The following is a 20004-nucleotide window of genomic DNA, read 5'->3' on the forward strand; positions in this document are numbered from 1 at the left end:
GCGATTCTACCCACGTTTTTTCGTGGGCTGAGGTCAGAGTGTGAAGTGTCCTTCTCACTGCAGCAAGTCGGGACTGTGGTGGCGAGTTGGGAAGTACCGCGACTGGTTGAGGTCCAGTCGCTGGCGCTCGATCATCCAGCGGTTGTTGCGGCCGCTAAGAGCGAAGTCTTCGCCTCCGGGAGTGGGTGGTTACCGTACTGGCTGCCGTTGTCCGCGGCGGTTTTCGGGCGGCTGGTCAGCGACTGACTCGAAGCGGCTGGTGGGCTGAACTACTGCCGAACAACCGCCGGACTCCATGTGAGAATCGGAGGATGGGGAGTGTCGGGGGACGTAGCCCGGTCGGCAGAGTGCTGGGGCTGGTGTTCGGGTTGGCAATGTTGGCGCTACTGGCGTCGGTGATGTTCGGTTCGGTGAACGATCCGAGCGTATTGATCCGGTCCGGTGAGGTCGTGACTCCGGCCGACGGCCGATATGTCGTCTACCTGGAAAAGGGACAGGCGAACATTCGTTGCACCGCAACGACGTCCGACGGCCAGACTCAGTCGCTGACGCCGTTCACTGGCTCGCATCCCGAGAGGAGATTCGGCCCGCGCAAACGCATCTGGCGATCGGGCGGAAAGGAGTACCGGGCTGTCGGCGAGTTGCCGCTCGACCGCGGTCCGGTGACTGTGCGGTGCCCAGGAGCGAATCAGATGTGGGTGAGCGCACCGAAAGGCTGGTCCTGGCAGTACATCGTCCTGGTTCCGGCGTTGGTGGTCTGCGCCGTCATCATGGTGGTTGTGCTGTGGCGCCGCCACGGCAGGCCGAACGGTGGCGGGCAGGGGCCGACGTACCCCATGCCGCCGCAGCAGGGGTACCCCGGCTACCCGCCGCAGGGATACCCCGGGTACCCACCCGGATATCCCAACCAGAGCTACCCGCCGCCCGGATATCCCAACCAGAGCTACCCGCGGTAGGCCGCCGGCACGCTCCCGCCGCCCAGCCCCGCGGGCTGCGCAACAGGGCGGGCGGTCGAAAGTGTTTGTGGTACTTGCTGTTAACGCGTGCGTGTTGCCTTAGATTCAAAGCTGCTTAGACTCAGTGGGCATGACGGACTCGACGGGGATGACCAATCTTGAGCAGGCCGGGATGATCCTTCATGCGTTGAAAAATCTGCTGCGGGAGCGTCAAGCGGTGCACGGCCGTGGGGGATATCCGAGCGACAGTGATTGGGTGACCATCGACCGGGCGATCGCGGCTACCGGCTTCACCGTCGACGCGCCGGTCGCGCGGGCCGGGTCGGACGGTTGGCAGTCGACCTTGGAAAGTGCGTTGCGCCGGTCGGCGTAGGGGGACCCTGATGGTGGTCGGTGAATGCAGAGCCGAGCTGTGCTCAATGTGGGGCGGCGATGACTGTCTGTGCGAGGTGTTCGGGATCGATCCCGACAATCCGCCGCGCAACGGCACCTTCACGGTGACCATCACCGATAACAGCTGACCGCCGCGGCGGTGCGTGCGGTGGTGTCTGTTTGTGTCCGGCGCCGGCGCCGGCGGCTGTGTCTGTCGGCGCACTCGATCGGGCGGTGAGCTTAGGTGCCTTCGATCAGGTGGCCGATCTGCCAGTCGACGCTGGTGCCGGCTGGCGTTCCGACACCGTTGACGGTGACGGTGACGGGGTATTGGTCGGCGCCCGAGGTCAGCAGGCACTTCTCGGAGGCGCCGTTGCGCTGGGGCAGGTCGGCGGGGCAGCTGATTGCGACGGGCTTGTCGGGATGCTGAGCCTTGATTTGGTCGCCCGTGTTCTGTTCGATTTTGGCTCGGGGGATGACGGGTTCGCTGGCCCCGGAGGTGGTGGTGCTTGACGGGCCTGTGCCGGTCGAGCAGCCGCAGGTGGCGCTGGTGAGGATGACCGCGCCGAGAAGTGCGGCAGTGCGTATGGCCGGGAGCTGGTGCGCGGTCACGACGGAATTCTACCCAAGGTTTTTCGTGGGCTGAGGTTGGAGGGGCGCGGCGCGCTGCCCCGGCGGTGCTACCGGCGTGGGTGTTCGCGCCGGCGCGAGCGATCCGAAAGAATGGCGGAGATGACCGCCGCCACACCCCCATACGTGATGCTGTTCCGACCAAGACTCCGGTACTCCAGCACCGGAGAATCGCAGTTCGACGCGATGATGACGTGGCGCGCTGATCTGGAGCTGGGCTATCTCGACGAGGACGGCAACGAGGGCGACGCCCCGGATGTCGTCGGTGGCTATGCCGAGTTCCTGATCATCAACGTCGGGCAGCACCCGATAGGTGACTTGCTGGACTCGCTGTCACAGGACACTGCCCATTTCGCGGGCCTGTTCGAGGGCGACGACGTCGCCCTGGCGGTCCAGGAGCAGTTCGACGATGTGCCCATCAACCGGGTCTTGATCGTCACCATGGTTGAGGTGGCCGAGCCACTGCGCCGGAATGGCCTGGGGCCGTGGATCGTGACCGAGCTGGTGGAGCGGATGGCCAGCCCGACAGACACGCTGGCCCTGATGTACCCAGCCCCGGCGGAGCCGCAGCCCAGCAAGGCTGCCGAGCTCGCCGCGGTGCGCTCGTTGTCTGGCTATTGGCAGCAGTTCGGGTTCACCCCAATTGAGCATCGGCCCGAATTCCTTGGTGCAACAACGGCTTACGCTCATTTATCGCGGGCCCGGGATGCGATGCGCGCCCTTGAGGGGGTCATGTTTCCTGTGCCGCGGTCGGTGATCGGTGTGGAGCGGCCGGCGGAACCTCGGCACACCGTCATCTCGGATGTTCCGGAGCCGGTGGGCCTGCGGCTGGTCCGCGACTAGTTCCCTGGCTTCCTGAGCGATCGCCCATGGTGTCGCGCTGGTGGGGGATGATCGCTGGCATGAACGGAAATCCGGAGCACCCTGCGGCGGAGCAGGCGTTCACCACATTCCAGCTGCCGGCACGGCCCCGTCAGCTGGCCCTGATTGTCGCGGCGTGCGTGGTTGTGCTGCTCGCATTGTCGGAAGGCTCCACTGCGGCAGGAGTATTCACTGCCGGCAGTCCCGGTCCGATGCGGACCGCTGTCGTCATCAGTGTCGGGTACCTGGCCATTCGGGGCGTGTTCGCTGGACTGAGACATCGGCATGGGCGCGGCCTCGGCCCTGACATCGAGCGGATCGAGTCGTAGTGGTGGTCGACTATTGGCACGGTGGACGCCGCGGTATCGCAGTTGGCGACATGCTTCGCAGCCCCTACGAGCGGCGCAGTGAGTGGTCAGCCATCGAGCGCAGGGTTGAGGCGCTGAAGGTCGCGTCCGAAAGTGGGTGTAAAAGCACCGGTCGGTTCGCAGCTTCGTGGGTGAGCATACGGGCTGGGGAACTCAAGTGACAGGCTCTTGCAGCTTGAGCTGGTGGTGTTGGGGATAACGGCGAGCGGGTTCGGTAGCTTGCTGCGGATGCTTTGGCGCGCCCAGGGCTGATGCGTAGGGCCGAGAGATGCTCAGCTGGAGAGGGTTTGGGCGGCGTCGGTCAGTGCGTTGAACGCGGCGTCGAGGCGGTCTTGGCGGCGGCGGTTGGGTTCGTGGTTGGCTTCGGCGGCTACGAACCCGATAAGCTCTTCGAGGTCGTCGGCATTGGTCAGTAAGGCAGCGCCGTTTGGGTGGGCGCGCATGCCGTACACCAGTCGCTCACAGTCGGGGTCAAGCAGCATCAGGTCGCGTAACACGGCGGCGGTCGTGTCGCTGACGATGACCTCCTTGAGGTCGCCGGCAACGCTGGAGCGGCGGCGGCGCAGGTCGTATGGGGAGTCTGCCCAGTTGCTGATCACCCCCTCGTCGTCGCAGACGCTGCACGACCATCGGATCGGCGCCGCCGTCTCGGCCGAGGCGATAGCGATGGTCATCCGCCCGGGGCAGCGCCTGTGGGCGGGGCGGCGCCGACACGGCAATGCCGATACCCACCGATCACCGACCTGGCCGGCGGTGCCCGCCCGGACAATGTCGCCCAGGTGTTGTGCCAGGCGGCGCGCGGGACCGGAAGCGTCGTGCGGCATGTCGAGGAAGTGATGCAGATCGGCGACCAACACGTCGCCACACTGTACCGGCGCCACGTCGCGGTGTTCTTGGGTACCGATCCTCGGGGACGCTGCCTACGATCATGGGTCGTGATGCTGCGATGTACCGCCAAGGTGTTGGCGCTGCTGAGGGCGCCTGAGCCGGCCATCGGCCAAGCCTGCGCGACCGACTGGTATGCCCACCTGGTCTGGATCGACCGACGCAAATGCCTGCTGGTGACCCACGCCGGGACCTTGTTCTCGGTGTTCATGCCGAACGTCACCGCCGCCGGGTTGCGCCCGATCGGCCCGCCGGTCGTCTCGGCGATCCAGGCCGCGTTGCACGTCGAGGGTCTGCCCGCCGATACGCTCGGCGATCTTGATCCCCAGCAGGTGGCCGTGGCCAAGACCGCCGACCGCCGCATCCTGGGCACGATCAACGACCTGGCGTTCACCACCGAACACGTCATCGCCACCGCTGGCGGCCTGGCCCGCTGCGACATCGACGCGCTGCACCACGGCCTGCATCGCACCATCAACAGCATCACCGGCTACATCCCACCGATCGACCTGGTCACCGCCAGCCGTCACCGAAACTGAGCCTGCCAAAGCGACACGGAGTTGTTACGCGGTGGCCGAGATGGGATCTGCGGGGTTGGTGCCGTTACTCGTGGTGGACGGTGTCAGCCGCAGTTCACGGGGTGGGTCCAGCAGCGATCGACGTAGGTCGTGCAGCAATCGGGTACCGACCGGTGTCATGGACAGCCCGCGCCAACCGGCCGAGGCCCGGTCGAGCACCGCCCATACCAGGCTAACGGCGCTGGTCTCGCCGGGGAATCGGCCGATGACCTTGGTCCGACGCTTGGTCTCCCCAAAGGAGCGCTCAATAAAATTCGAATGTCGAACGCGCCCATGGTGTTCGACCGGGAACCGCAGATAGGCAGTCAACCCAGCTTTGTCGGTGAGCAGAATGCGCATCGCCGCCGGATAGAGGTCGAAGTATTTGGCGGCGAACGCCTCGATCCGCTTGTCGATGATCTCAACGAGCCCAGGCCCCGGTTCAACCGTCAGATCGGCGGTATCGAAGATGGCCCAGTAGCCGTCGCGGACCTCGGCTTGCATCCCGGCGGGAATCTTCGCGAGCACGTTGCGGAGTCGATGAATAAGACATCTCTGCCGCAACGCTTTTGGGAAAATTTGTTCGATGGCTGCGATCAGGCCCTTGGCGCCGTCAGAGACAACCAACAGTGGACAACCCAGGCCGCGATCGCCCAGATCAGTCAGGAAGTCGGCCCATGCGTCGGTCGACTCGCCGGTCCCGGGCGCCAACCCGACGAACACCGGCTTGCCCTCGGTGGTGATGCCCCAGGCGGCCAGCACCGGCTCGGCCGGCGACCCCGGATGCATCCGAAAGAAGCTGGCATCCAAGAACAGGTAATCCAGCGTGATCTCGTCAAGTCGACGACGCGCCCACGCCTGGTATTCGGCTCGGATCGCCTTGCACACTTCCGAGACCGTGGATTTGGAGATCGCGGCCTGGTCGCCAAGTGTTTCGGCGAGGGTGGCCTGCACGTCGCGCACCGATAACCCGCGTACGAACGAGGCAATCACCAGCGTCTCCAAGGCGTTGGTTCTCGTCACGTGCTTGCCGAACAACCGCGACGCAAACGCTGCGGTGGTGCCACGCAGCTTCGGCCGCTCCAACGTAACCGGCCCAGTGGTGGTTTTCACCGTCACCTGTCGATACCCGTTGCGCGAGCCGCCGTTAGCGTCGGGACAGGCAGCAGCGCGTTGGTAGCGTTCGCGACCGAGGAACTCGGTGACCTCAGCCTCCAGGGCCGCCTGCATCAACAGTTGAGCGCCCAGCCGGGCAACCTCTTCAAGGATCTCCGAAAGCTCCCGATCCTCGGCAAATAGGGCATCGATTCTGGTGCGGATGCGATCGACGGCTGATACTCGAACAGGCACGGGCGTGACTCCTTCTTCGCAGACTTGCAGGTCGTGAAGCGGAACCTACGCCCGTGCTCCGTATTTACACCGCGTCCCGGACACGACCGCGCTGAATCGGCAGCTCGGGTATGACGCTGACCGGAACCCGAAACTGGTGTACTTCACCACTGACCGTGAGTTGGCCCGCGGCTGGGCGACGCATCTGGATTTCGAGGGCGGTGGTTCGCTGTATCGGGTGCGGCCGGCGCCACCGAGCTCCCTGGAGCTGGACCCTGACTATCCGGGTGTGGGGTTCGCTGCCCGCCGCGCGGTTGTCCTTGAGGTTGTCGAAGACCTTGTCGAGATGGATGACGAAGAGGTCCAACGAGTTACGAACGGCCGGTATACGAGGTGGGAGGACGGCAGTCCGGTCTACGACCAGGACGGGTACATGTTGCCACCGCCAGCGGCGCGTGATGCGGGTGCACCCGCTGAGGCGTATCGGCATTTCGGCAGGTGGTTCACCATTCCGCCCGGGTTCATCGTGGGGTGGCTGGGCCACGGGGAGGCGTTTCTGCATCCGCGACAGTGATGCTCGTTGGTGTCCAAGGTTGCTTGTAGCCTGCTGATATTCGGCGCGCGAGCGCCGCATTTCTTGGGGGAGTTGGTAGCGCATGAGTGGGCCGGACGCGGGCTGGGACCCGCAGCAGGGGTGGGGCAACAATCCGGGGAACACCCCGGCTCCTGGTGTTGGGCAGCCGGGTGTTCCTGCGCCGCCCGGGTATGGGGCGGGGCCGCAGGCGCCGGCGCCGGGCTACGGTCATTTTCCGGGAGCGCCGCAGCATCCGCTGCAGGGCGCGCAGTGGGGTCCGTTCACGCCGCCGCGGCCGCGGCGGTCTCGTCGCAAGCTGGTGATCGGCGCGATCGCGGGTGTGGCGGTGCTGGCAGTGGCCGGCGGTGTCGCCTATGTCGCCTGGCCCTCGAACTCCAACGTCACCGGCCCGTCAGGGCCGGCTGAGGCCGCGGTGCCCACGACCGCGTTGTCGCCGTCGACGGTGCGGCTGGTGCCGGGGTCGGTGCTGCCCACCGATCAGCAGGTGCAGCAAGCGACCCTGCTGGGGCTGAGCAAGCACGGGGACATCGACACCCGGGTGTATCCGGATAGCAAGGTCGATCCGGCGAGCTGCTCGATTGCGGGGTCTCCGGACAACGTGTCGGTGATGGGCCAGGCGGTGTCGATGGCGGGCCTGGTGTACGCCGACAAGCCGGGCGATGACTACCGGTATTCGGCCTACGTGTCGGCGGCGGTGTTCGACACCGACGCGGGGGCGGCCGCGGGTTGGTCGAAAGTGGCCGATGCGCTGAAAGCGTGCACCACGGCGTACACGTTCCCCGATGCCTCGAAGCCGGGCGATCCTCCGCCCAGGCCGTGGACCATCTCAGAGGTGAAAACGCAGGACAAGCAGGTCGCCTGGCTCAACACGCAACAGCCCGATGCGACGCATGCGACGCCGTGGAAGTGCGGTCGCGCGGTGCGGGCGGCGGCCAACCTGTTGGTGACGGCGGTGCTGTGCAGCCAGAATCCGTCGGCTGGGCCGTCCAAGCTCATCGACGCGGTGATCACCAACGTCAACGCGAAGTGAATATGCCTGGGAATCAATGGGTTCCGCCGCAGCAACCGCCCACAGGCCAGTATCCGGCGCAGTATCCGGGTGGTCCGCCGTGGCAGCCGGGGCTGGGGCCGGGGCGGTATCGGGGGCCGCTGATCATCGGCGGTGCGCTGATTGTGGCCGCGGCGATCGTGGCGACGGCGCTGGTGGCGACCCGGGACCCCGGTGGTGCACCCACTGCGCCGGCGGCCGGCGGCGGCAGCTCGGAAACCAGCTCGGCGTCGGCGTCAGCCACGACCAGCGCGGCGCCGGCGGGGCCGGTGTACCAGGTGGTGCCGCAGAGTGCGCTGCCGTCGGCCGCCGACGTGTCGCGCCTGACCGGCATCACCTTCTCCAACCTCGGCGACCCCGTCGTGTCGCCGGTCGCCGACGCCCGCACCACCCCGGCGTCGTGCGCGATCGCCTCCGACTCGACCTCGCAATCGACATGGAAATCGGCGCGCGCCATGGCCGGGATGCGGTTCGTCGAGGGCACGGTTGACAGCTACAACTCGTCGGCCGGGGCTGGGCTGGCGGTGTTCGCCGGTGCGGCCGATGCGGCGTCGTCGCTGTCGGTGGTGGCGGGTGCGGTGCATGGGTGTACGACCTTCACGGTGCCGGATTGGAATCCGAAGAATCCGCCGTCGACGTGGACGGTCGGCGATGTCGAGCGGGGCGATGACCACATCACGTGGAGCACGACGATCGGCAATGGGTGGGCGTGCCGGCGCTCCTACCGGGTCGTGGCCAATGTGGCGGCCAGCGCGGTGGTGTGCAGCGACAAGGCGCGCCCGGGTAGCCCGATCGCGATGACGGATTTCGTGCTCGCCAACGCCACCAAGGGGTGAGGTGTTGATGACTGGACCTGGGTACCAACACAATCCGCCGTATCCGCCGCCGTGGCCACCGGGGCAGGGCTACGGGCCGCCGGGGCCGCAGCGCTCGGTGCGGGGGCCGGTGATCATCGCCGCGGCCATCATCGCCACGGCGCTCATCGTGGCCGGTGTGCTGGTTGCCACCCGACATTCGGGTGGGTCGTCAGCTCCGGCCGGGCCGGCGGCGAGCTCCACCTCGACGACCGCGTCGACGCCGGCGCTGGTGCAGGTGGTTCCGGCGACGATTCTGCCGACTGCCGATCAGATACGGCAGGCCACGTTGATCGACGTGAAATACGTGGGAGAGGTGATCACCAGGGTGGCTGCCGACGCGGCCCCGACACCGGCACAGTGCGCTCTTACCGACGGAGCCAACACCTTATCCGCTTGGGAGCAAGCGATTTCCGTTGCTCGCCAGCGCTTCGGTGACGGCCCGGACTACGACAAGTCGATCAACTTCGGTGTCGCCGCGGTGGCTATTTTCGACACCCCAGCCGCGGCAGCCGACAGCTTCACCAAGGTCAGTGAATCGGTGCATGGCTGCCCCGCCTTCACCATTGAGGATCCGAGCCACCCGGGCCGCATGTCGTCCTGGACGGTGACCGTCGGCGCCGACCGGGAGGGCCGGCTGGCATGGACGAACACCCTGAACGGTGGGGGCAACCAGTGGCAGTGCGTGCAGTCGTACCGGGTGCAGGTCAACATCGCGGCGCAGGCGATGGTGTGCCAGACCAATCCCGGCGACGGCCCCTCGAAGCTGACCGATCAGATCGTCGCCAACGCGACCAAAAAGTAAGCGGGGAGTGGAGGATTCGTGACTGGTAACGATGGATTCGGGCCGCATCAGACCGGTGCGGGCCCGCAGCCCGGGTCCTGGCCACCGCCAGCGGGGGCACAGACCCCGTGGCCGCAGCCGCCGGGTGGGTCATGGGGCCCGGGTGCACCGCAGTGGGCGCCGCCGCCGGCGCGGCGGCGGGGCCGTCGCGGGCTGCTGATCGCCGGGGCCGCGGCGGTCGTGATCGTCGCGGTCGTGATCGCCATCGTGGTGGTGACCCGGCAGTCGGCCACGGTGTCGAGTATCCGGACCTCGGAGGTCAAGACCGCGGTCCCGAGCTCGCTGCCCTCCAACGCGACGCCGGCAAGGCCGTTCTACATGCTCGCTGACCCGGCCGATGCGCTGCCGACCGCCGATGAGGTCAAGACGGCCACGCTGATGGAGCTCACCCCGAACGGCACCCCGCGGACGACGTCGGGGCCCGACCATCCCACGAACCCGCCGGCGTGCTCGCTGGCGGCGTCGTCGACGACGCAGACGATGTGGGGTGGCGCGAGTCAGCTTGCCGGGCAGCAGTTCACCGATCCCCACGGCAGCAGCACCATGGCGTGGGCCGGGCTGGCGTTCTGGTCTACGAATGAGGCGGCGCAGGCGTCGCTGGATCGGCTGGCCGCCGCGGTTGCGGGGTGCGGGGCGTTCACGCTGCTGGGTGTGGCGCCGAACCCGGACACCAAGTGGACGACCAGCGACATTCGCCGTGGTGATCAACGGATCGGGTTCACGACCACCCTTGCGGCTGAGGACAACGGCGGGACGCCGTGGAAATGCGTGCAGGACTACCACGTTGAGGACAACGTGTCGGTGACGGCGAGGATGTGCTCGCCGAATCCGTCCGGCGCGGCGGCAGCGCTTTCTGATGTGGTGATGGGTAAGGCCACCAAACACTAAGTGCGCCAGGGGTTCCGCTTGGGGTCCTACGCCGGCGACAGGGTTTAGCGGGTTCGAGCAGTGAGTGGTCTCGGCCGCGGATTCCCTGCGCTGTCGGGCGTCGGGCGTCGGGGCCGGTGGCCTTGTCAGTTGCGGTGCTCGATGGTGCAGATCGACACGATGGTCGAGAAGACGGTCAGTCCGCTTTCCCAGTCCGAGAAGTATCCGGCGACGGTTCCGGCTGTGGCGGCACCGAGTAGGACGATGATGCGGTGGAACATGTTCGGGGGCTTGGGGTTCGGGTGCTGATCGATCGTGTTGCCGGGGTCGATGGTCATGGGGTTCCTTTCCGGTCGGCGCTGTCACTGTGGCACTCACTGCGGCGGCCACGTAAGGAGGTGCGGCAACACTTAACACTGGTTCGGCAACACTTAGAATGGGGTTTGTGTCCAGAGGACTCGGGGTGCGTCAGAGGGAAGTCCTCAGCGTGCTCGTGGAGCGTTCCTGTCATGACAGTTACAGCTGGAGCGACCTCAGCGAGGTCTTCGTCCGACAAGCCGGCGACGGGGACGAGTTGGTCGAACCGTTCAGGTGGTACACCATCGAACTCTTAGGCCTGGCGGACGCGGAAACACCCCGCAGCGACAGGGTCAGTCTTCACCGAGCGATCAAGGGGCTCGCCAGCCGAGGGTTTCTTGAGGTGTCAACGTCGTTCCCGCATGCGGATCGCTTGGTATCTACCGGAACTACCCCGGGGCTCGACAGGTTCAGCTGGGGCGATCTCGCTCTGTTCAACAAGCGCTTTCCCTTGTTCCCGGACCGGTGCCTGTGGTTCCGCAACCAGGTGCCACCGGGATGGCGCACGGCGACCGAACACTATTTGGACTCGATCGAAGTTCCCTATGAGAGCGGTGGGCGAAGCCTTTTCGATGACTTCCTGGCGTTTCCCGACCGTGAGCATGTGTGGAAATTGCCGCTCGGGCGTTTCATTATCTGGCTGATCGGCGGGACCCCGTAACGGGCTTCTGCACTGCTGGCCAACGCCGCACAACACAGGGGGCGTTGTGTTTTCGCCTTTTTAAGCGGACAACCACGGTCGAGCACCACTTACCGTTAATACCGAGGTTTCTCATGACGAGGAAGGGGGCTGCGGTGATTTGTGTGACACCACGGCGATGTTGGGTGGTGCCGGCACTGTGAATGCTGGCTCGTGTCGCAGGGGCATGGGACCCTGCGTAGAGACCAGGAGGGGGTATCTGTGGCCGATCCGGACATGGTGAAGCTGTCGGACGCCGCGCAGGCCTGTGGCATCCCGGCGGACATCCTGAAACTGATGGCCGGCGACGGGCTGTTGCCCCAGGCAGTCCGCGGCCGCGCCGGGCACATCTACTTCCCCGCGGGTGATGTTCCGACGTGGACCGAGTGCGTGAGAGTGCTTGAGGAGCAACGCGATCGGCATCTGCGCAACATGAGTTCGTCGCTGCGTCGGTTGGAGACCGAGCTCGAAGCGGTCCGCAACGACATCACCGAGGCCCGGGAAAACCCGCGCCAGGCGCTGGGTGTGGACATGATGAGTTTCGGGCACTGGATGCACGATCGGGTGGCGTCGGCGCTGGCCGGCCGGCCGGTGGTGACCAGCATCCTCGAGAAGTTCAGCACCGAGCGGATGTCGATGCAGCTGTACCACGATGCCTACCTTGATGCGGTGGCCTCCCATGGCCGGCCGGTGCCCGGCGACCCCACCGAACCCCCGGCGGTGACGCCGTGAGAATCCGGATCGAGTTTTCCCGGCCGTACCGGGCGATGCGGTGCACGTTCTGCGACACGACGCTGCACCAGGGGCGCCGTGGGTGGCCCAGCTGGGTTAGCGAGCTCGTTGGCCGGTACCGGTTCTGGCGGCACGCGCGCACCGCCGAGCATCGGCACAATCGGCCCAGCGGCGAGCTGGCGCCGGCGCCGGTGCTCAATCCGGAGGCCTTCGCGGCGGCGTGTGAACGGCGTGTGGGCGGAGGTGGTGGTCTGTGGTGAAGAAAAAGGCGGGGAAGAGTCCGCGGCGGTGGATGCAGTACTGGCACGGGCTGGGTCGATGCCGAGACCCGCAGGCGGTGCAGGTGATTGAAACCGCCGAGATGCTTGGGTTGCCGATCAGGCCTGGGGTGCCGCCGGAGTGCCGCGAATACGTGTATGCGAGCCCGTCGTGGGAGGTGGCTGCGGCGTTCAGTGTGCTCAGTGGTGGGCAGGCAGTGTGCGAGGTCAAGCCCGGTGCATTGCAGGTCGAGGCCGATACGGATTTTCCGACGCTCGGTGTGCGATTCCATGGGCCGGTGAAGGTCGCGTCGGTGAAGGTGCTTGGCGATGCTGAATTGCCGTGTGCGCGCCAGGTCATCGAGACATTGGCGGGCGATTATCTGTGGACCGACAGCAGTCCGCAGTACGGGCGAGACGGGTATTTGCGGACGCCGCCAATGGCGCGGGAGCGCGGCTATGGTGATGAGGATTTCCGTTGGCTGGGCCGATGGTTTCCGTTCCAGTTTCTCTATCAACAAGCCGATGGGACCCAGCTTGTTTTCGACGAGGACGCCCGGACGTACGTGATGTTTCCGCCCGGCCATCCCGACCTGAAAGATCGTCGGCGAGTGCCGTCGGGATCACTCGAACACGCGTGGCGCAGGCCCGGTGTCTTTCCTCATCAGCGCGATTTGATGCGGGTGGCCCGTGAGCGGCTCGAGGCAAATGACTCCACCAGGTGGGTTCTGCCGGCGCCGTGGGATTGGTAGCTGAAACACGTTCCGGCGGTTGAGGTGACATGGTGACGGGGTATCGGTGATTTCTGTTGTGGTACTTGACGAATAACACACTGCCGGTTGCGTGGCGTGCTCGTGTGGGTCGCCTACCGTGAGCGCCGTGCAGATGCCTGACGACGCGGACGACGGGTGGAGTGTGCCGCCACCTCCGCTGGTGACTCCTCGGTTGGTGCAGCGGCGCCGGCGTGCCTGGCCGCGGCCGTCGGTGAGGTTGGTGGTGGGTGCGGTCGCCGCGGCCGCCCTGGTGATCGCCGCCGTGGCGGGGTTCGTGGTGCTGAGGTCCGGTTCGCCGGCACGTGACCGGGCCCAGGAGGCAGCGGGTCCGACTGTGGATGCGGCCGCGGCCGCGGCGCTGCGGCAGGTGCTGCCACGCGGGTACAGCGACCAGAACTGCCACCCGGCGCCGGGCCCGGCGGCCGGGGCGACCGCGGCCGTGGCGTGCGATCGAGCTGACGACGTGACGGCATCGTTCGCGCTGATCCCCGACCAGCGGGCCCTGGGAGCGTCGATCGGGACCGTGACCGCCGGCGGCGCAGTGGTGCTGTGCCCGGGCCGGATACAGTCGCCCGGGCCGTGGCGCCGCGGCGGTCTCACTCAACCGGTGCGCGGCACCCTGGTGTGCGCTACCCCCGCCGGCGGCCCGACGCTGGCGTGGACCGACACCGACAAGCACCTGCTGGCCGTCGTGCACGGCAAGTCGTTGGAGCAGCTCTACAGCTGGTGGATCGCCCACGCGTGAGGCCTCGTCGCCGCGTCAGCGGCGCCGGAGAAATGCCCTCGAAAAATAATCGGCTCGCGTGCAGGGATCCTCGGATCCGCATGCATATACCTCACGGGTATGAACGTCAACACGTACCGGATCACCGTAACCATCTCCGCGATAACGGCTTTCGTTGTGATCGCCGCCGCCTGCATTGCCCTGGGCGGGCCGCCGGAGGTGGTGTCGATCGCCGGCGACGTCCTGATTCGGATGATGGGTGTCGCGCTACGTCAGCCACCGGGCCGTGACTGACCTACCGCCGCAGGCCCAGTGAGCGCAGGCACTGCGTGCCGAAGTCGTCCGGCAGGTCGCCGGTAATCTCCATGTCACGGCCGATCCACTTGTACCAACGGATTTCGGCGCCGGTGGAGTGATAGACGAAGTTCGGTGCGAACTGTTCACAGGTTGGCGAGTGCTGTTCTTTGAGGTGCTGGTAGGTGGCCTCGATACCGCATGTGCAGTGCCACATCGCACCGTCGTCGGGTATTGCCAGCTGGTTCTTCAGTTGCTCGAAGTGTGCGTCAAATTCTTTGCCGCTGTATCGGATTTGGAGTTGGGCGATGGTGGTTTGGGTGCACTCGGGGGCGTGGGGGTTCGCATCGCTCCACTGCTCGATGAGGTCGGCCTGGCCGCATGTGCAGTCGCCGTAGTAGTAGGGGCGCATGGTGAATGTCGCGTTGGTCCAGTGTTCGCCGTAGCCGTCGATGCCGCCTAGGCCGATGACGTCGGGCTCCGGTGGTGGCCAGTTGCCGGCGAGAATTTCTGCTGTGTAGTCAGCCGGTGGATGCGCCGATAGGTGGGCTTGGAGCGCCCGAGTGATATCGCGTAGGGCCGCCGTGGTGGCGTTGTCGTCCTGGTCCGGAAGGTGCACTACGAGGTCCGCAGTGACCGCGCGCAAGGCCTCAGGGTAGGGGGTGCCAGGGTGTGCGCGCTGGTAACGGCGGGCGGCGGCTTTTCGTGCATTCGGGGTGTTCATGGAAAGCTTCCCATCGACTTGGTGAGCCCGGCTGCCCCACACGCATATTGAGGGCTCCGTTCAACGGGGCTGGCGCGTCACCCGGTGGGTGTGGTCCCGGTACAGGGGCACGCTGGTGTGGGCAGCTGTCCATTCCCCAGGGGAAACCGCCGCGCGCAGGCGACGTTGCTCCAGTGTACTGCCGCGATCGACTGACTGGTGGTCAGGTCTTTTCGTGTCGGATGACCCATTCGTGTGCTGACAGCAGCGCCGAGACGATCGCCCGAATCTGTTCGGTGTCGATGAGTGTGAAGTCTGGCCACCAGTCCAGCGTCCGGCCTGATCCGCCGGACAGGCCGACGCATCCGTCGCACGTGATCACCTTGAATGTGGCGTCCTCGTACCAGATTTCGGTGCTGTATTCGTTGGGTTCTCGGCCTGATATCTCGACCCGCAGGGGTGTGGTGCGGATGGTGGCAGCGGCGGCGGCGCCGGCGAGGCTTTCGATTTCGGCTCGGAGCTGAGCCAGCGCGTCGGCCGCTGTGGCTTCATGGAGCGTCATCGCCGGGATTCTCCTTATGCCAGTTGCTGGTTGGCGGGTTTGGCGGTCAGGTGCGCGATGGTGCGGTCTGGGTGCGGGCGGCCAGCAGCGACAGTTCTGCGAGTTGGGCTAGCAGTCCGTCCAGGACGTCGCGGGGGAGTGCGGTGGCGTCCAGGTCCAGGGCGACGGTGACGGTTCCGGCCGGCCCGAAGTCGAAGACGATGTCGCCGGCAGCCCTGGTGTCGCCGGCGAGGAGATTGAGGGCAGCGGCCAGCGGGGCAGGGTCCCAGGTGTGGGGCAGGTCGGGCTGGCTCATCGGGCCGCGGGTGGGGTGTAGCGGGCGAGAAGTTCGGCGCCGGCGGGGGTGATCTCGACGACGGCACGCCAACCTGGGTCGGTGGGTTCGGGGTGCTCGGGGATGGTGTAGGTGGTCTTCTCGCCGGTGATGCTTGTGCGCTCAACGGTTTTGGCGGGCACCGTGGTGGTGGGCAGCAGGTCATGGCGGACGGTGATCCAGCCGCGCTCCTCCAGGGATTGCCAGGTGGCGTGCTCGGCTCCGTAGATGTCGTGGCCGTCGACGAGGAAGGTCTTGAGGGCACTGTGGCGGCCGCGGGCGGCGGCGTGACGGTCCCTGGCGGGGTATTCGCTGCCGTATTGGGCGCGGCCGGCGGCGGCGATCGCCAGCGCCTTGAGCTGGGCGTTGGAGGGGCGCCGGCGAACGGTGGCGGTGGTCATGATGCGGCCTCCGGGGCATGTGGGTTGTGGGCTTGGCGGAAGTCGACGCCGAGGCTGCGTTTGTCGTGGGCGGCACCCTTGGCGCAGGTGGCCATATGCCCGGACCAGATGAGCTCGCCGCCGACGATCACTTGGCGGAACACGAAGCAGCGGTGGCTGCAGTAGCGGCAGTACGCTCCGGCCATCGATCGCTTCCCTTCGTGGGCTGGGGTGTGCTCTGAGTCCGATCATGCCCGTTGGGTCGGACACGATGGGTCATGTGTGTTGGCGGCGCCGGGTTGCCGGCGTGAGCAGTTGCTTGCGCTCGATCACGGCGACCACCGCAAACGACATTGCTCATGGTGTCGTCGTTGTGGGCGACAATCAGGCTTGCCGCAACTGGTGGGAGGCAAGCGTGGCGGAACTGAACGTCAATCCGGTTGACCTGTTGGGGGTCGCTGACGCCTACACCCAGTTGGCCGCCAGTGCGGCGCTCATCTCGCCGCAGGCCGTCTCGGAGGTTCAGCAGATCGCCGGCACCCATGGCGTGATGGGCTATCCGGTTGCGGTCGGTGTCGTCGCGGGCTTGGCGAAGGCTGAGGGGCCACTGCGGGGAAAGATCGACGATTTCGGCACCTACGCGCAGCGGTTCACCGAACACGCCGATGTGTACACCACCACCGATGCTGATGGTGCCGGCGCTTACGAGGCGCTGAACTTCGGTGACGGTGATGCCCCGAAGGACCCCGATGGCCACATTCAGGCGGCCGATTTCGACAAGAACCATGCGCCAGTTCCGTTGCGGCCGTTCGACGAAATTCAGAAGATTCCTCGTTGGACGGACAAGGACCTCTACCCCTACGAGCCGTCTGCTGTGGACATCCGCCAGGACGCCATCGGTGACTGCTATCTGTCCGCGACGATGGGCGCTGTCGCTAATGCCAACCCTCAGTGGATCAAAGACCGCATCCGGTACAACGAACACACCACCGATTTCGACGTGACGTTGTGGAATGGCCATGAGTGGCAAAAGATTTCAGTGACCCAAGACGATATCCAAACCAACATCGACCACCACGGGGCCAGTTGGCTCGACAACGGCTCACCGCACGCGCCCTTGTGGCCCAGCGTGCTCGAGGACGCCTACGCCAAGATGAACCACCCGAACGACAACCTTGGCCACGCCCTCGATGCCGGCATCGGGCAAGGGGGTAACGCCCACGACGCGATGCAGGCCTTGACCGGCAACCGGGGAGTGACCATTGATCCCGAAAAGGTCTGGTTGACAAGGGAGCACATCGATCAGAGCATCACCCAAGCCCTCACCAATCATCAGCCGGTGACCATCTCGACGACCACGGATGCGAGCCTGCCGCTGGTGGCCCCGCACACCTACATCGTCGAAGGCATCACGGGTTCGGGTAGCGACGCCCAGCTGACCCTGCGCAACCCGTGGGAAGGCAACCCTGGCGATATGAAAAACCCCATCGTCACCGTCAGATTGGGTGACCTCATCGGGTCGGGGCCAACCGGCAAATTCGACGGTTTCGGCACCCATCCGATGTCCAACGTGAACATTGGAGAGCTCGGAAAATGACCAAGGCCACGAAGCTACGGGTCACGGCGGCAGCAACATTGGCGGTCATCGCCGCGACGACGTACCTTTTCAGTCAGTATGCGGCGGCGCAGAAGCCGGCCTCACTGGGTGCGCTGCCCGTCTATCCGTTTGTGGGCTCGGCTTACTCGCTCGACGACATCGCGCCGGCCGACCGCACTCGCGCCGAGGAGCTGCTACGCCGGGTTGCCGGCAGTGTCGTAGACGGGTACCAGCCCGTTGCCGAGCGGTTCCTGGCGGTCGAGGGAGACTTCATCTGGGATGCGGTCCGCACCAGTGTTGGCGGCTACCTGTCCCGTGCCGGCTTCGGCGTCCAGGACGCCGGCCAGCGCCCCGGCCCCGGCGAGGACACCGCGTTCATCGTGTGGGAGCGAACCAACCGCCTGCAGCGCTTGGCCAACCCCGGCAAGGTCGTCGCGATTGGGCTGCAAAGCCCGGTGCGTGGCGGCCAGGCAGGTGATCAGAACGTGCACGTGTACGCCTACTTTGAACTCAGTCCCAGAAGCTAAATCGAGTTTCGATGGCGCGGGTCGGGCTGTGCGGCTCAGCTCGTGGTTGTGAGTCTCCTCGTGATTTGTCGTAGGTGGAGGGGATGATCGGGGGCGTGAGTGTGCCAGACAGTGAGCAGGAACTGCGCCGGCTTGAGGGCGAGTTGCGGGCGGTGATCAAGACGCGGATGGACCTGGAGCGGGGGTTGGCGAACCCGGACGCGTTGCGGGCGGCGACCAGCCGGGCGCATCGAGACCGTGACGCGGTGACTAGTCCACTGTTGGAGGAAGCCCGCCAGGGGATCGTTGACGCTATCGGCTCGTTTCACGAGGCGTGGCGGCATGTCGATAAGTGTGTTCGCCAGATGGAGCGTTTCGCCGACGTCATCGCCGAGGCACCCCCGCGGGTTCAGGAGTGCCGAGATGAGGTGCTGGCTGCGGCGCCGCAAGTGCGGGAAGCGCGAGCACAGATCGGGGCGCGGGTCTCTGCTGCCGGGCTGATCGGCGTTGTTCCCGGAGACGAGGGTGACGATGGCCAAGGGTAAGTACAAGACGCGCAAGGAAAACCGCGACGCGACAAAACTGGCGGAGGATTTGGCGCGTGTACGCGCGGAACTAATGATCGAACAGCAGCGACTCGACGAGGTTCGCGGGCGAGCGGCGGTCGATCGGCAGCTTCGTGCGGCGCTGGCGACGGCGATCGCCGAGCGTGACGCTGTGTGTACTCCTCAGATAGAACGAATCGCGGCTGATCGTGACGTGATCGTCGCAGCTACAAGGGATTTGGTCGCCGCCAATGAAGCGTTGCGCCATGCCGAGACGGTACTGAGGTGGGCCTGGACTGCACTTGGCCCGGAGATGGTGTACGCGCTGCTGACTGGAAATCGGGCGTTTCTGCTTGAGGGCATTGCCCATGATGGTTTGAGTCATGATGCGGCAGAGGTGATTCAGCGGGTGCGGGGGATTCGCAAGTACGATCCGGTGGATTTCACTGCCGAGCAGCGGCGGGCCTTGAGCAAAGCCGCGGCCGCGGCGGCTGGTATCGAGCTTGCCGTGGACACCCCTGATGATGACGACGTCGCATGGGCTGCCTACTCCGATCGGGTCAGGGCCGACCCCGCCGCGTTAATCGCATTCATGACGCCGCTGCCATGGTTGGACATCGCCAGTGATGGTGAGCATCCTGTCAGCCGGATGCTGGGTGCTGATCCTGAGGTCTCGGCGGTAACCGTCGACCCGGTGAAGGTTGTCCCGAGCGTGGCCGAGGTGTCCACGGGGACCGCAGCGGTGCGCGATGCCGTCACCGCGGCCGGGGCGACATCGGTGGCGAAAACATGGTTGTCGACACTGCAGAACGGGATGGACAACGCCAGCGGCACGGCCGTGCCCTCGCTAGTGGCGAGCACCTCGGTGTATCCCTCGCCGGCGGACGCCGCCGCACTGCATGCCTGGTACGCCGCAGTGGCGATGGGTGCCTGGGGGCGCCGCCGATCAGTGACAGACGGGCGAGTAGCGGTAGCTGCCGGCGCCGCGGTGCCGTTCTGGCTGCCGCCAGGCCACACCATCGCCTACCTCGATTCCGAACCGCTGTCCGACGAGGACGTCGACGATCTGAGATTGCCGTTCCCTCAAGTACTGGTGACGTTTGCCGAGCCCCCTCGGCTGCCGGCGTTAGATAGCGGGGTGCTCGCCGAGGACGACCCGCGCTTGCAATACATCGATCACACCTTGACGCGGATCGAAGGCAGCGAAGTCCCCGAGAGCAGAGAGTTGATGATCGCCGGCACCAACGGGTTCACCGCCGAGCTGCCGACGCTGTGGGACGTCCTATCGGTGCGGGGCGCACATATCGAGGGAGTGCTGCTGCTGGCAGATGCACACGGGCACTTGGACGACCTTTTCGCATGGTGTGTGGCGGTTCCGTCGACGACCGCGGGCACGGTGATGGGCAGGTGGGTGAT

Annotated in this window: 30 protein-coding genes; 21 read left to right on the plus strand and 9 right to left on the minus strand. The window is 66.0% G+C overall.

Features of this window, described 5'->3' with window-relative positions; translation table 11 throughout:
• Nucleotides 1–311 precede the first annotated feature (311 nt).
• From VXD91_RS25370 to VXD91_RS25380, 3 genes are all read left to right on the plus strand, one after another.
• Nucleotides 312–956, plus strand: coding sequence for a hypothetical protein (locus tag VXD91_RS25370; RefSeq protein WP_176470754.1), 645 nt, complete (start codon nucleotides 312–314; stop codon nucleotides 954–956).
• Between the two features lie 130 nt (nucleotides 957–1086).
• Nucleotides 1087–1329 carry a hypothetical protein gene (locus VXD91_RS25375; RefSeq protein WP_095794977.1) on the plus strand — a complete coding sequence of 81 codons (243 nt, stop codon included), beginning with the start codon at nucleotides 1087–1089 and terminating at the stop codon, nucleotides 1327–1329.
• Nucleotides 1330–1339: 10 nt separating this feature from the next.
• Nucleotides 1340–1477, plus strand: coding sequence for a hypothetical protein (locus tag VXD91_RS25380; protein WP_176470755.1), 138 nt, complete (start codon nucleotides 1340–1342; stop codon nucleotides 1475–1477).
• A 91-nt stretch (nucleotides 1478–1568) separates the two neighbouring features.
• On the opposite strand, the gene VXD91_RS25385 is transcribed toward VXD91_RS25380, so the two are convergent.
• Complete coding sequence (locus VXD91_RS25385; protein ID WP_095794978.1) at nucleotides 1569–1940, minus strand: DUF4333 domain-containing protein; 372 nt, start codon at nucleotides 1938–1940, stop codon at nucleotides 1569–1571.
• A 120-nt stretch (nucleotides 1941–2060) separates the two neighbouring features.
• On the opposite strand from VXD91_RS25385, the gene VXD91_RS25390 reads away from it, so the two are divergent.
• Nucleotides 2061–2801: a hypothetical protein gene (locus VXD91_RS25390; RefSeq protein WP_141244988.1), complete on the plus strand. Its 741-nt coding sequence runs from the start codon at nucleotides 2061–2063 to the stop codon at nucleotides 2799–2801.
• A gap of 59 nt (nucleotides 2802–2860) precedes the next feature.
• Entirely contained in the window at nucleotides 2861–3148 is a 288-nt protein-coding gene (locus VXD91_RS25395; protein WP_293022160.1) for a hypothetical protein, read from the plus strand.
• 311 nt (nucleotides 3149–3459) lie between these two features.
• Here the strand turns inward: VXD91_RS25395 and VXD91_RS25400 are convergent, their stop codons facing one another.
• Complete coding sequence (locus VXD91_RS25400) at nucleotides 3460–4044, minus strand: hypothetical protein (RefSeq protein WP_043370464.1); 585 nt, start codon at nucleotides 4042–4044, stop codon at nucleotides 3460–3462.
• Nucleotides 4045–4125: 81 nt separating this feature from the next.
• On the opposite strand from VXD91_RS25400, the gene VXD91_RS25405 reads away from it, so the two are divergent.
• The gene (locus tag VXD91_RS25405) at nucleotides 4126–4611 is read left to right on the plus strand and encodes a hypothetical protein (protein ID WP_043370462.1); all 486 of its coding nucleotides are present in this window, start codon (nucleotides 4126–4128) and stop codon (nucleotides 4609–4611) included.
• Between the two features lie 24 nt (nucleotides 4612–4635).
• Here VXD91_RS25405 and VXD91_RS25410 read toward each other — a convergent pair whose 3' ends face one another.
• On the minus strand, nucleotides 4636–5979 hold the full coding sequence (locus VXD91_RS25410; RefSeq protein WP_074328301.1) for an IS256 family transposase: 1344 nt from the start codon (nucleotides 5977–5979) through the stop codon (nucleotides 4636–4638).
• Nucleotides 5980–6115: 136 nt separating this feature from the next.
• Here VXD91_RS25410 and VXD91_RS25415 point away from each other — a divergent pair, with 136 nt between their 5' ends.
• The 5 genes from VXD91_RS25415 (at nucleotide 6116) to VXD91_RS25435 (ending at nucleotide 10187) form a co-directional block, all read left to right on the plus strand.
• Complete coding sequence (locus VXD91_RS25415; RefSeq protein WP_095794981.1) at nucleotides 6116–6532, plus strand: hypothetical protein; 417 nt, start codon at nucleotides 6116–6118, stop codon at nucleotides 6530–6532.
• Nucleotides 6533–6614: 82 nt separating this feature from the next.
• Entirely contained in the window at nucleotides 6615–7583 is a 969-nt protein-coding gene (locus VXD91_RS25420) for a sensor domain-containing protein (RefSeq protein WP_095794982.1), read from the plus strand.
• 2 nt (nucleotides 7584–7585) lie between these two features.
• Nucleotides 7586–8437, plus strand: a complete 852-nt coding sequence (locus tag VXD91_RS25425; protein ID WP_095794983.1) for a sensor domain-containing protein — start codon at nucleotides 7586–7588, stop codon at nucleotides 8435–8437.
• A 7-nt stretch (nucleotides 8438–8444) separates the two neighbouring features.
• Nucleotides 8445–9260: a sensor domain-containing protein gene (locus VXD91_RS25430; protein ID WP_141244989.1), complete on the plus strand. Its 816-nt coding sequence runs from the start codon at nucleotides 8445–8447 to the stop codon at nucleotides 9258–9260.
• A gap of 18 nt (nucleotides 9261–9278) precedes the next feature.
• Nucleotides 9279–10187, plus strand: coding sequence for a sensor domain-containing protein (locus VXD91_RS25435; RefSeq protein WP_141244990.1), 909 nt, complete (start codon nucleotides 9279–9281; stop codon nucleotides 10185–10187).
• 125 nt (nucleotides 10188–10312) lie between these two features.
• On the opposite strand, the gene VXD91_RS25440 is transcribed toward VXD91_RS25435, so the two are convergent.
• Nucleotides 10313–10504: a hypothetical protein gene (locus VXD91_RS25440; RefSeq protein ID WP_095794986.1), complete on the minus strand. Its 192-nt coding sequence runs from the start codon at nucleotides 10502–10504 to the stop codon at nucleotides 10313–10315.
• Nucleotides 10505–10611: 107 nt separating this feature from the next.
• On the opposite strand from VXD91_RS25440, the gene VXD91_RS25445 reads away from it, so the two are divergent.
• The 6 genes from VXD91_RS25445 to VXD91_RS25470 all read left to right on the plus strand — a co-directional run bounded on the left by VXD91_RS25445 (nucleotide 10612) and on the right by VXD91_RS25470 (nucleotide 13982).
• A complete protein-coding gene (locus VXD91_RS25445; RefSeq protein ID WP_141244991.1) occupies nucleotides 10612–11184 on the plus strand; it encodes a hypothetical protein in 573 nt (190 codons plus the stop codon).
• 240 nt (nucleotides 11185–11424) lie between these two features.
• Entirely contained in the window at nucleotides 11425–11934 is a 510-nt protein-coding gene (locus tag VXD91_RS25450) for a DNA-binding protein (protein ID WP_095794988.1), read from the plus strand.
• Nucleotides 11931–12194: a hypothetical protein gene (locus VXD91_RS25455; RefSeq protein ID WP_095794989.1), complete on the plus strand. Its 264-nt coding sequence runs from the start codon at nucleotides 11931–11933 to the stop codon at nucleotides 12192–12194. The genes VXD91_RS25450 and VXD91_RS25455 overlap by 4 nt, the downstream gene beginning before the upstream one ends.
• Nucleotides 12188–12943: a hypothetical protein gene (locus VXD91_RS25460; protein ID WP_255251173.1), complete on the plus strand. Its 756-nt coding sequence runs from the start codon at nucleotides 12188–12190 to the stop codon at nucleotides 12941–12943. The genes VXD91_RS25455 and VXD91_RS25460 overlap by 7 nt, the downstream gene beginning before the upstream one ends.
• Nucleotides 12944–13070: 127 nt before the next feature.
• Nucleotides 13071–13709, plus strand: a complete 639-nt coding sequence (locus VXD91_RS25465) for a hypothetical protein (RefSeq protein ID WP_293023954.1) — start codon at nucleotides 13071–13073, stop codon at nucleotides 13707–13709.
• A gap of 99 nt (nucleotides 13710–13808) precedes the next feature.
• Nucleotides 13809–13982 (plus strand): hypothetical protein, encoded by a 174-nt coding sequence (locus VXD91_RS25470; RefSeq protein WP_176470757.1) that lies wholly within the window; start codon nucleotides 13809–13811, stop codon nucleotides 13980–13982.
• A gap of 1 nt (nucleotide 13983) precedes the next feature.
• On the opposite strand, the gene VXD91_RS25475 is transcribed toward VXD91_RS25470, so the two are convergent.
• The 5 genes from VXD91_RS25475 to VXD91_RS25495 all read right to left on the minus strand — a co-directional run bounded on the left by VXD91_RS25475 (nucleotide 13984) and on the right by VXD91_RS25495 (nucleotide 16146).
• On the minus strand, nucleotides 13984–14628 hold the full coding sequence (locus VXD91_RS25475; protein ID WP_293023956.1) for a hypothetical protein: 645 nt from the start codon (nucleotides 14626–14628) through the stop codon (nucleotides 13984–13986).
• Nucleotides 14629–14908: 280 nt separating this feature from the next.
• Nucleotides 14909–15247 (minus strand): hypothetical protein, encoded by a 339-nt coding sequence (locus VXD91_RS25480; RefSeq protein ID WP_095794992.1) that lies wholly within the window; start codon nucleotides 15245–15247, stop codon nucleotides 14909–14911.
• A gap of 46 nt (nucleotides 15248–15293) precedes the next feature.
• Nucleotides 15294–15542 carry a hypothetical protein gene (locus tag VXD91_RS25485; RefSeq protein ID WP_095794993.1) on the minus strand — a complete coding sequence of 83 codons (249 nt, stop codon included), beginning with the start codon at nucleotides 15540–15542 and terminating at the stop codon, nucleotides 15294–15296.
• Nucleotides 15539–15961: a hypothetical protein gene (locus tag VXD91_RS25490; protein WP_095794994.1), complete on the minus strand. Its 423-nt coding sequence runs from the start codon at nucleotides 15959–15961 to the stop codon at nucleotides 15539–15541. Before VXD91_RS25490 ends, VXD91_RS25485 begins: the two co-directional genes overlap by 4 nt.
• The gene (locus VXD91_RS25495) at nucleotides 15958–16146 is read right to left on the minus strand and encodes a hypothetical protein (protein WP_095794995.1); all 189 of its coding nucleotides are present in this window, start codon (nucleotides 16144–16146) and stop codon (nucleotides 15958–15960) included. Before VXD91_RS25495 ends, VXD91_RS25490 begins: the two co-directional genes overlap by 4 nt.
• Nucleotides 16147–16259: 113 nt before the next feature.
• Between VXD91_RS25495 and VXD91_RS25500 the strand changes: the two genes are divergently transcribed.
• The 4 genes from VXD91_RS25500 to VXD91_RS25515 all read left to right on the plus strand — a co-directional run.
• The gene (locus tag VXD91_RS25500) at nucleotides 16260–17537 is read left to right on the plus strand and encodes a C2 family cysteine protease (protein ID WP_293023961.1); all 1278 of its coding nucleotides are present in this window, start codon (nucleotides 16260–16262) and stop codon (nucleotides 17535–17537) included.
• Entirely contained in the window at nucleotides 17534–18064 is a 531-nt protein-coding gene (locus tag VXD91_RS25505) for a hypothetical protein (protein WP_095794997.1), read from the plus strand. Before VXD91_RS25500 ends, VXD91_RS25505 begins: the two co-directional genes overlap by 4 nt.
• 95 nt (nucleotides 18065–18159) lie before the next feature.
• Nucleotides 18160–18588 (plus strand): hypothetical protein, encoded by a 429-nt coding sequence (locus VXD91_RS25510; protein ID WP_095795060.1) that lies wholly within the window; start codon nucleotides 18160–18162, stop codon nucleotides 18586–18588.
• Nucleotides 18575–20004: hypothetical protein (locus VXD91_RS25515; RefSeq protein WP_346416691.1), on the plus strand; the 1430-nt coding region annotated here is incomplete at its 3' end. The genes VXD91_RS25510 and VXD91_RS25515, both read left to right, overlap by 14 nt.

Origin of the sequence: Mycobacterium sp. SM3041 (assembly GCF_039668335.1) — a bacterium.
Taxonomy (GTDB): Bacteria; Actinomycetota; Actinomycetes; order Mycobacteriales; family Mycobacteriaceae; genus Mycobacterium.

Bases quoted from the DNA above. Each gene is read 5' to 3' on its own strand.
- VXD91_RS25370 (WP_176470754.1), top strand. From the start codon at position 312: ATGGGGAGTGTCGGGGGACGTAGCCCGGTCGGCAGAGTGCTGGGGCTG.
- VXD91_RS25375 (WP_095794977.1), top strand. From the start codon at position 1,087: ATGACGGACTCGACGGGGATGACCAATCTTGAGCAGGCCGGGATGATC.
- VXD91_RS25380 (WP_176470755.1), top strand. From the start codon at position 1,340: ATGGTGGTCGGTGAATGCAGAGCCGAGCTGTGCTCAATGTGGGGCGGC.
- VXD91_RS25390 (WP_141244988.1), top strand. From the start codon at position 2,061: ATGACCGCCGCCACACCCCCATACGTGATGCTGTTCCGACCAAGACTC.
- VXD91_RS25395 (WP_293022160.1), top strand. From the start codon at position 2,861: ATGAACGGAAATCCGGAGCACCCTGCGGCGGAGCAGGCGTTCACCACA.
- VXD91_RS25405 (WP_043370462.1), top strand. From the start codon at position 4,126: ATGCTGCGATGTACCGCCAAGGTGTTGGCGCTGCTGAGGGCGCCTGAG.
- VXD91_RS25420 (WP_095794982.1), top strand. From the start codon at position 6,615: ATGAGTGGGCCGGACGCGGGCTGGGACCCGCAGCAGGGGTGGGGCAAC.
- VXD91_RS25425 (WP_095794983.1), top strand. From the start codon at position 7,586: ATGCCTGGGAATCAATGGGTTCCGCCGCAGCAACCGCCCACAGGCCAG.
- VXD91_RS25430 (WP_141244989.1), top strand. From the start codon at position 8,445: ATGACTGGACCTGGGTACCAACACAATCCGCCGTATCCGCCGCCGTGG.
- VXD91_RS25440 (WP_095794986.1), bottom strand. From the start codon at position 10,504: ATGACCATCGACCCCGGCAACACGATCGATCAGCACCCGAACCCCAAG.
- VXD91_RS25470 (WP_176470757.1), top strand. From the start codon at position 13,809: ATGAACGTCAACACGTACCGGATCACCGTAACCATCTCCGCGATAACG.
- VXD91_RS25480 (WP_095794992.1), bottom strand. From the start codon at position 15,247: ATGACGCTCCATGAAGCCACAGCGGCCGACGCGCTGGCTCAGCTCCGA.
- VXD91_RS25485 (WP_095794993.1), bottom strand. From the start codon at position 15,542: ATGAGCCAGCCCGACCTGCCCCACACCTGGGACCCTGCCCCGCTGGCC.
- VXD91_RS25490 (WP_095794994.1), bottom strand. From the start codon at position 15,961: ATGACCACCGCCACCGTTCGCCGGCGCCCCTCCAACGCCCAGCTCAAG.
- VXD91_RS25495 (WP_095794995.1), bottom strand. From the start codon at position 16,146: ATGGCCGGAGCGTACTGCCGCTACTGCAGCCACCGCTGCTTCGTGTTC.
- VXD91_RS25505 (WP_095794997.1), top strand. From the start codon at position 17,534: ATGACCAAGGCCACGAAGCTACGGGTCACGGCGGCAGCAACATTGGCG.